A 7257-nucleotide genomic window follows, 5' to 3' on the forward strand; every position below is an offset into this window, starting at 1 on the left:
ATCCGCCAGCCGCACCGGCCACAGGCCGACGACCGGATGCGTCCGCCCGCCCGAGGCGGTGATCGCCACCTCCGCCCCCGCCGCCGCCCGCGCCGCCGCCAGCCGTTGCGCGAGATCGGGCGGCAGGAACGGCGTGTCGGTCGGCACGCTCAGCACGTCCGCGATCCCCGGCGCATGACGCGCCGCCCATTCCATCCCCGCCAGCAGGCCGGCCAGCGGGCCGGGATGGTCCGGCACCGTGTCCGCCACCACCGTCAGCCCGAACCGCGCGAATCGCGCCGGATCGCCGTTGGCATTCAGCAGCACCGGCCCGCCCTGCCCCGCCATCCGCGCAAGCACGCGGTCGAGCAGCGTCGCCCCCGCGAAGGGACACAGCGCCTTGTCGCCCCCGCCCATCCGCAGCGCGCGCCCGCCGGCCAGCACCAGGATGATCGGACCCGGATCAGCCAGCGCCGCGCTCCGTCTTCTTCGGCCAGTACTGGTCGCGCAGCAGCCGCTTGAGCAGCTTGCCCGTGGGCGTGCGCGGCAGCTCGGGCAGGAAGTCGATGCTGCGCGGGCACTTGATCGCCGACAGCCGCTCGCGCGCATAGGCGATCAGCGCCGCCTCCAGCGCCGGGCCCGCGCGCGCCGTGTCGGCGGGTTGCACCACCGCCTTCACCGCCTCGCCCATCTCCTCGTCCGGCACGCCGAACACGGCGACGTCCGCGACCTCCGGATGGCCGATCAGCACGTCCTCGGTCTCCTGCGGATAGACGTTCACGCCGCCGCTGATGATCATGTAGGCGCGGCGATCGGTGAGGTACAGATACCCCTCCTCGTCCACGTGCCCGACATCGCCGAGCGTGGACCAGCCGCGGTCATTGTAGGCGCCCGCCGTCTTCGCCGGGTCGTTGTGATAGACGAAGCGCGGGCCGTCGGCGAAATACACCAGCCCCGTCTCGCCCGGCTGCACCTCCTCGCCGTCCTCGCCCACGATCTTCAGCACGCCCACGATCGCGCGCCCGACCGAGCCGCGATGCGCGAGCCATTCCCGCGACGTGATCAGCGTGGCGCCGTTCGCCTCCGTCCCCGCGTAGTATTCGATCAGGATCGGCCCCCACCAGTCGATCATCGCCGCCTTCACGTCCGGCGGGCACGGGGCGGCCGCATGGATCACGCCGCTGAGCGAGGAGATGTCGTAGCGGTGCCGCGCCTCCTCCGGCAGCTTGAGCAGGCGGACGAACATCGTCGGCACCACCTGCGTCTGCGTCACGCGATACTGCTCGATGTAGCGGAGGAACGTCTCCGCATCGAACTTCGACATGATGACGCAGGTGCCGCCCAGCGCCGCGACCGTCATCGAAAACCGCAGCGGTGCGGCGTGATACAGCGGCGCGGGCGAGAGATAGACGCTGCCCGGCCCGATGCCGCACATGTCGACGCACAGCAGGCGTATCAGCGGCGACAGCTCGGTGATCGCCTGTCCCGTCAGCGCGGGCGCGACCCCCTTCGGCCGTCCGGTCGTGCCCGACGAATACAGCATGTCGCGCCCGGCGACCTCGTCGGGGATCGGCGTCGCCGGCATCGCGTCGCGCGCCGCCTCCCAGCTTTCGTAGCCGGGCGCCGTGGTGCCGACCATGTACAGCCGCGGCCCGTCCGCCACGCCGACGAGACTGTGCAGCGGCGCCGCGCAGGCGGCCGACGTGATCACCACCCGCGCGCCGCAGTCGCGCACGATATAGGTGATCTCGTCCTCCTTCAGATAGCGGCTGAGGGCGGTGTAGTAGATGCCGCTGCGCTGCGCCGCCCAGGCGATCTCCATGAAGACGAGCGAGTTCTCCAGCAGCAGCGCGATGTGATCGCCCGCCGCGAGACCAAGCGCGCGGAACAGGTGCGCCCCCTGGTTCGACCGCGCATCCAGCGTGCCGAAGCTGAGCGCCTCGCCGGTGTCCGCCATGACATAGGCCGGCTTGTCCGGCATCGTGCGCGCGTGCAGCGACGGATGGCTCATGGCGGACGCTCTCCCTGTGCGGTCTTGTTGGCGCCAAGACTAGAAAGGGCGGCCGCCGTCCGGCAACCTCAGTGCGGGTCGCGCGGCGTCCGGTCGCGCTTGATCTTGCGGGCCAGCGACCATTTGTGCACCTCGGTCGGGCCGTCATAGATGCGAAAGGCGCGGACCTCGCGGAAGATCTGCTCGACGATCGTGTCGCGGCTGACCCCGGTGCCGCCCATCACCTGCACGCAGCGGTCGGTGACGCGGAACAGCGCCTCCGACACCGCGACCTTCGCCATCGAGGACTCGACCGTCCCCGCCTCACCGCGGTCGAGCGCGTCGGCGCACCAGTCGATGATCAGCGCGCTCTGCTGCAGGTCGATCATGTTCTCGGCCAACATGAAGCCCACGCCCTCGTGGTCGATCAGCGCCTTGCCGAAGGCGCGGCGGCGCACCGCGTAGTCGCTCGCGATCTCCTGGCAGCGCGTCGCCGCCCCCAGCCAGCGCATGCAATGCGTCAGCCGCGCGGGCGCGAGGCGCACCTGTGCATAGCGAAACCCCTCGCCGGCGTTTCCAAGCATCTGATCGGCCGGGATGCGCACGTTCTCCAGCGCGATCACCGAATGGCCGCCGGGCATCGAGCTGTCGATGGTGTCCAGCACCCGCTCGATGCGGATGCCCTCCATCGGCAGGTCCACGAGGAACATGGTCGCACCCTCGTCGGACTTCGCCATGATGATGCCGACCTTGGCACCCTGCGCGCCGGTGATGAAGGTCTTGCGGCCGTTGACGACCCAGTGGTTGCCGTCGGGCTTCGCCGTCGTCAGCATCATCGACGGATCGGACCCGGCGCCGTTCTCGTCCGACGGCTCCGTCATGAAGAACGCCGAGCGCGCGGTGCCCGCGATCATCGGCGCGAGGAACCGCGCCTTCTGCTCGGCGCTCGCGACGCGGCCCAGCAGGAACATGTTGCCCTCGTCGGGGGCGGCCGTGTTCACCGCCAGCGGGCCCAACGGCGACAGGCCGGAGGCGCGCAGGATGATCGCCGTGTCGCGGTGCGACAGATGCCCGCCATCCGGCAGGATATGCGGCGTCAGCAACCCCGCCTCGCGCGCAAGGCCGCGCATCTCCTGCACCATCGCGTCGGTCGGCCCGTGGCTGTCGCGCCGCTTGTCCTTTTCGTACGGCACGATCACGTCGCGCACGAAGCGCTCCACCCGCGCGGCGATGTCGCGTCCCCGTTCCGTCACCCCGGCATGCGTCGTCATAAGCGCGTCCTCAGTACGATTTCGGCAGGCCGAGCACGCGCTCGGCGATGAAGCACAGGATCAGCTGCGGGCTGACCGGCGTCAGGCGCGGGATCATGATCTCGCGCAGATACCGCTCGACATGGTATTCCTTGGCATAGCCGAAGCCGCCATGCGTCATCACCGCCTGCTGACAGGCAAAGAACCCGGCCTCGGCCGCGAGGTATTTCGACGCGTTCGCCTGCGCCCCGCACGACAGCCCGCGATCGTACCGCCACGCGGCGTTCATCACCATCAGCTGCGCGGCCTCAAGCTGCATCCAGGCTTCCGCCAGCGGATGCTGGATCGCCTGGTTCTGGCCGATCGGCCGCTCGAACACCACGCGCTCCTTCGCGTACTGCGTCGCGCGCGCCAGCGCCACGCGCCCCAGCCCCACCGCCTCGGCGGCGATCAGGATGCGTTCGGGATTCATGCCATGCAGAATGTATTCGAACCCGCGGCCTTCCTCGCCGATGCGATCCTCGACCGGCACCTCGAAATTGTCGAAGAACACCTGATTGCTGTCGACCGCCTTGCGGCCCATCTTCGGGATCTCGCGCGCCTCGACGCGGGCGCGGTCGATCGTCGTGTAGAACAGGCTCAGCCCCTCGGTCCGCTTTCGCACCTGATCGAGCGGCGTGGTGCGCGCCAGCAGCAGCATCTTCTCCGCCACCTGCGCCGTCGAGATCCACACCTTCTGCCCGTTGACGACATAACGGTCGCCGCGACGCTCCGCCCGCGTGCGCAGCCGCGTGGTATCGAGGCCGGTATTCGGCTCCGTCACCGCGAAGCACGCCTTCTCCCGCCCCGCGATCAGCGGCGGCAGCATCCGCGCCTTCTGTTCCTCGGTGCCGAACACGACGACGGGATTGAGGCCGAAGATGTTCATGTGGATCGCCGACGCGCCCGACATGCCGGCGCCGGATTCGGCGATCGCCTGCATCATGATCGCCGCCTCGGTGATGCCGAGGCCGGCGCCGCCGTAATCGGTCGGCATGCAGATGCCCAGCCACCCGCCCTCGGCCATCGCCTGATGCAGCTCGTGCGGAAAGCCGCCGGTCTGGTCGCGGTCGTGCCAGTATTTGTCGTCGAAACGCGTGCAGATGCGCGCGATCGCCTCGCGCACCGCTTCCTGTTCGTCGCTCAGCGCGAAATCCATGTCACCTCGCCTCCACCCGCAGCACGCCGTCCACCGGATCGGCCCAGGCCAGCGCCCCGGTGCGCAGCAGATAATTCACGTGCGCCAGCATCTCGCTGAAGGCGAAGCCCATCTGATGCGGATCAAGCTTGCGGTGGAACATCACCGGCAGCAGATCGGCCGGCGCCCGCGGCGCGGCGCGGCAGGCATCGATCAGCAGCGCGCACCGCGCCTCGTGATGCGCCGCCAGCTCCGCGATGCGCACGTGCAGCCCGCGGAACGGCAGCTGATGCCCCGGCAGGACATAGGTATCCTCCGGCAGGGTCGCCGCCATCGTCGCCAGCGTGCGCAGGAACAGGCCGAGCGGATCGCCGTTCGGATCGACCGCATGCACGCTGACATTGGGCGAGATCTTCGCCAGCACCTGATCGGCGGCCAGCAGCAGATGCTCGTCCGCGCAATGCAGCATCAGCATCTCCGGCGCGTGCCCGTTGCCGATCAGCACGTCGAACCGCCGCCCGCCGATATGCAGCACGTCGCCCGCCACCAGCCGCTCGAACGTCGGCGGCAGCGGCGAGACCATCTTGAGGTAGAAATGCCCCGACGTCGTCAGCAGCGCCGTCGTCGACTCGTCCAGTCCGTTGCGGCGATAGAAATCCCAGTACACCTTCGAATCGAGCGCGCCGGGGCTCAACGACAGGTTGCGGCTCTCCAGATACGTCGTCAGGCTGGTCAGCAGCGGCGCGTCCCACCGCTCCGCCATCCAGCCGGCGAGCCCGATATGGTCGGGATGGTAGTGCGTGACCAGCACGCGGCGGATGCGCAGCCCGGCGAGCGGGCCGGCGAACAGCCGCTCCCACAGCGCCTGCGCGGTGCGCGACTGGATGCCCGTGTCGATCATCGTCCACCCGTCACCGTCCTCGATGAGGAAGATGTTGACGTGATCGAGCCGGAACGGCAGCGAGATGCGCGTCCACAGGATGCCCGGGACGATCTCCACCACCTCGCCGTAATCCGGCGGGGCGGCGTGCGGATGGATCAACGTGTCGCTGGCGTCTGGCATGCGCGAAGGTTAGGCGCCCCGCGCCGCCCCGTCCATCAGCGCGCCGCCGGTCAGCCCTGCGCCGGCCGTCAGCCTTGCGTCCCGTCCGGCCCGGCGAAATCCTCCTCGCGGAACTCGGCCGGGGCGCGCCCGCTGCGCGCCTCCTCGGCACGTTTCAGCTCGACGCGGCGGATCTTGCCGCTGATCGTCTTCGGCAGCTCCGCGAACTCCAGCCGCCGGATGCGCTTGTACGGCGCGAGCCGCGCCCGCACATGCGCGAAGATCGAGCGCGCGGTCGCCGCGTCCGGCGCGTGGCCCGGCACCAGCGACACATAAGCCTTGACGATCGCCAGCCGCACCGGATCGGGCGCCGGCACCACCGCCGCCTCCGCCACCGCCGGATGCTCGATCAGCACGCTCTCCAGCTCGAACGGGCTGATGCGGTAGTCGGAGGCTTTGAAGATGTCGTCCGCCCGCCCGACATAGGTCAGGTACCCGTCATCGTCGCGGCTCGCCACGTCGCCGGTGTGATAGGCGGTGCCGCTCACCGGGGCCACGGTGCCGTCATCCTGCTGATAGCCCTGCATCAGCCCCGCCGGACGCGGATCGAGCGCGATGCACACCGCCCCCTCGCGCGCCTCGCGATCCTCGGCGTCGAGCAGCCGGATCGTGTAGCCCGGCAGCGGCCGGCCCATCGAACCCGGTTTGACCGCCTGCCCCGGCGGGTTGCCGATCTGCGCCGTCGTCTCGGTCTGGCCATAGCCGTCGCGGATGGTCATGCCCCATGCCGCCTGCACTTGGTCGATGACCTCCGGGTTCAGCGGCTCGCCCGCCGCGCATACCTCGCGCAGCCTGGTCTTCCACGCGCGCAGATCCTGCTGGATCAGCATCCGCCACACCGTCGGCGGCGCGCACAGCGTGGTCACGCCATGTTCGGTGATCGCATCGAGCAGCGCCGGCGCGGAGAATCGCGGCTGGTTGGCGATGAACACCCCTGCCCCCGCGTTCCACGGCGCGAAGAAGCAGCTCCACGCATGCTTCGCCCAGCCGGGCGAGGAGACATTCAGATGCAGGTCGCCCGGTTGCAGGCCGAGCCAGTACATCGTCGACAGATGCCCCGCCGGATACGACCGGTGGCTGTGCAGCACCAGCTTCGGCTTCGCCGTCGTGCCCGACGTGAAATACAGCAGCAGCGGATCGGTCGCATCGGTCGGCCCGTCCGGCGTGAACGCGGCCTCCGCGTCGTGCAGCGCGTCATAGGCGTGCCACCCGGCGGCCGTGCCGCCCACCGCGATGCGCGTCACCGCCGGATCGAGGGCGGCGAACCTCTCCGCGTCCGCGGCGGCGGCCACCAGATGCCGCACCCGCCCGCGCGCGACGCGGTCCTCCAGGTCGGACGGCGTCAGCAAGGTCGTCGCCGGGATCACCACGGCGCCGAGCTTCATCGCCGCCAGCATCACCTCCCACAGCGGCACCACGTTGCGGAGCATCAGCAGCACCCGGTCACCGCGCGCGACGCCGAGCGCGCGCAGACCGTTCGCTACCCGGTTCGACCGCGCCGACAGCTCCGCGAAGGACAGCCGCGCCGCGCCCTCGCCGGTGATCAGCAGCGCCGTCGCGTCCGCGTGCTCGCGCGCCAGCTCCGCGTCGAACCAGTCGAGCGCCCAGTTGAACCGCGCCTCGTCCGGCCAGCGAAACCCCGCATGCGCCGCCGCATAGTCGGTGCGGTGCGCGAGCAGGAAGGCCCGCGCCTCGGCGAACGTCGTCATGTCTTCACCAGCTCGTCGCGCGCGGCGGCGGCGAGCATGCGGAACACGAC

General features: G+C 70.1%; 6 protein-coding genes. All 6 read right to left on the minus strand.

The window, feature by feature from the left end; all coding sequences use genetic code 11:
* The coding region (locus B8460_RS17060) for an NTP transferase domain-containing protein (RefSeq protein ID WP_052945282.1) at positions 1–423 on the minus strand (423 nt) is incomplete at its 3' end.
* 19 nt (positions 424–442) lie between these two features.
* Positions 443–1990: an acyl-CoA synthetase gene (locus B8460_RS17065; protein ID WP_048862819.1), complete on the minus strand. Its 1548-nt coding sequence runs from the start codon at positions 1988–1990 to the stop codon at positions 443–445.
* A 68-nt stretch (positions 1991–2058) separates the two neighbouring features.
* Positions 2059–3240, minus strand: a complete 1182-nt coding sequence (locus B8460_RS17070; protein WP_048862820.1) for an acyl-CoA dehydrogenase family protein — start codon at positions 3238–3240, stop codon at positions 2059–2061.
* Positions 3241–3250: 10 nt separating this feature from the next.
* The gene (locus tag B8460_RS17075) at positions 3251–4417 is read right to left on the minus strand and encodes an acyl-CoA dehydrogenase family protein (protein ID WP_048862821.1); all 1167 of its coding nucleotides are present in this window, start codon (positions 4415–4417) and stop codon (positions 3251–3253) included.
* Between the two features lies 1 nt (position 4418).
* Entirely contained in the window at positions 4419–5459 is a 1041-nt protein-coding gene (locus B8460_RS17080) for an MBL fold metallo-hydrolase (protein WP_048862822.1), read from the minus strand.
* Positions 5460–5527: 68 nt separating this feature from the next.
* A partial coding sequence (locus B8460_RS17085) for an AMP-binding protein (protein ID WP_307188642.1) occupies positions 5528–7257 on the minus strand: 1730 nt, incomplete at its 5' end.

This window comes from Acidisphaera rubrifaciens HS-AP3 (assembly GCF_000964365.1).
Lineage (GTDB): Bacteria > Pseudomonadota > Alphaproteobacteria > Acetobacterales > Acetobacteraceae > Acidisphaera > Acidisphaera rubrifaciens.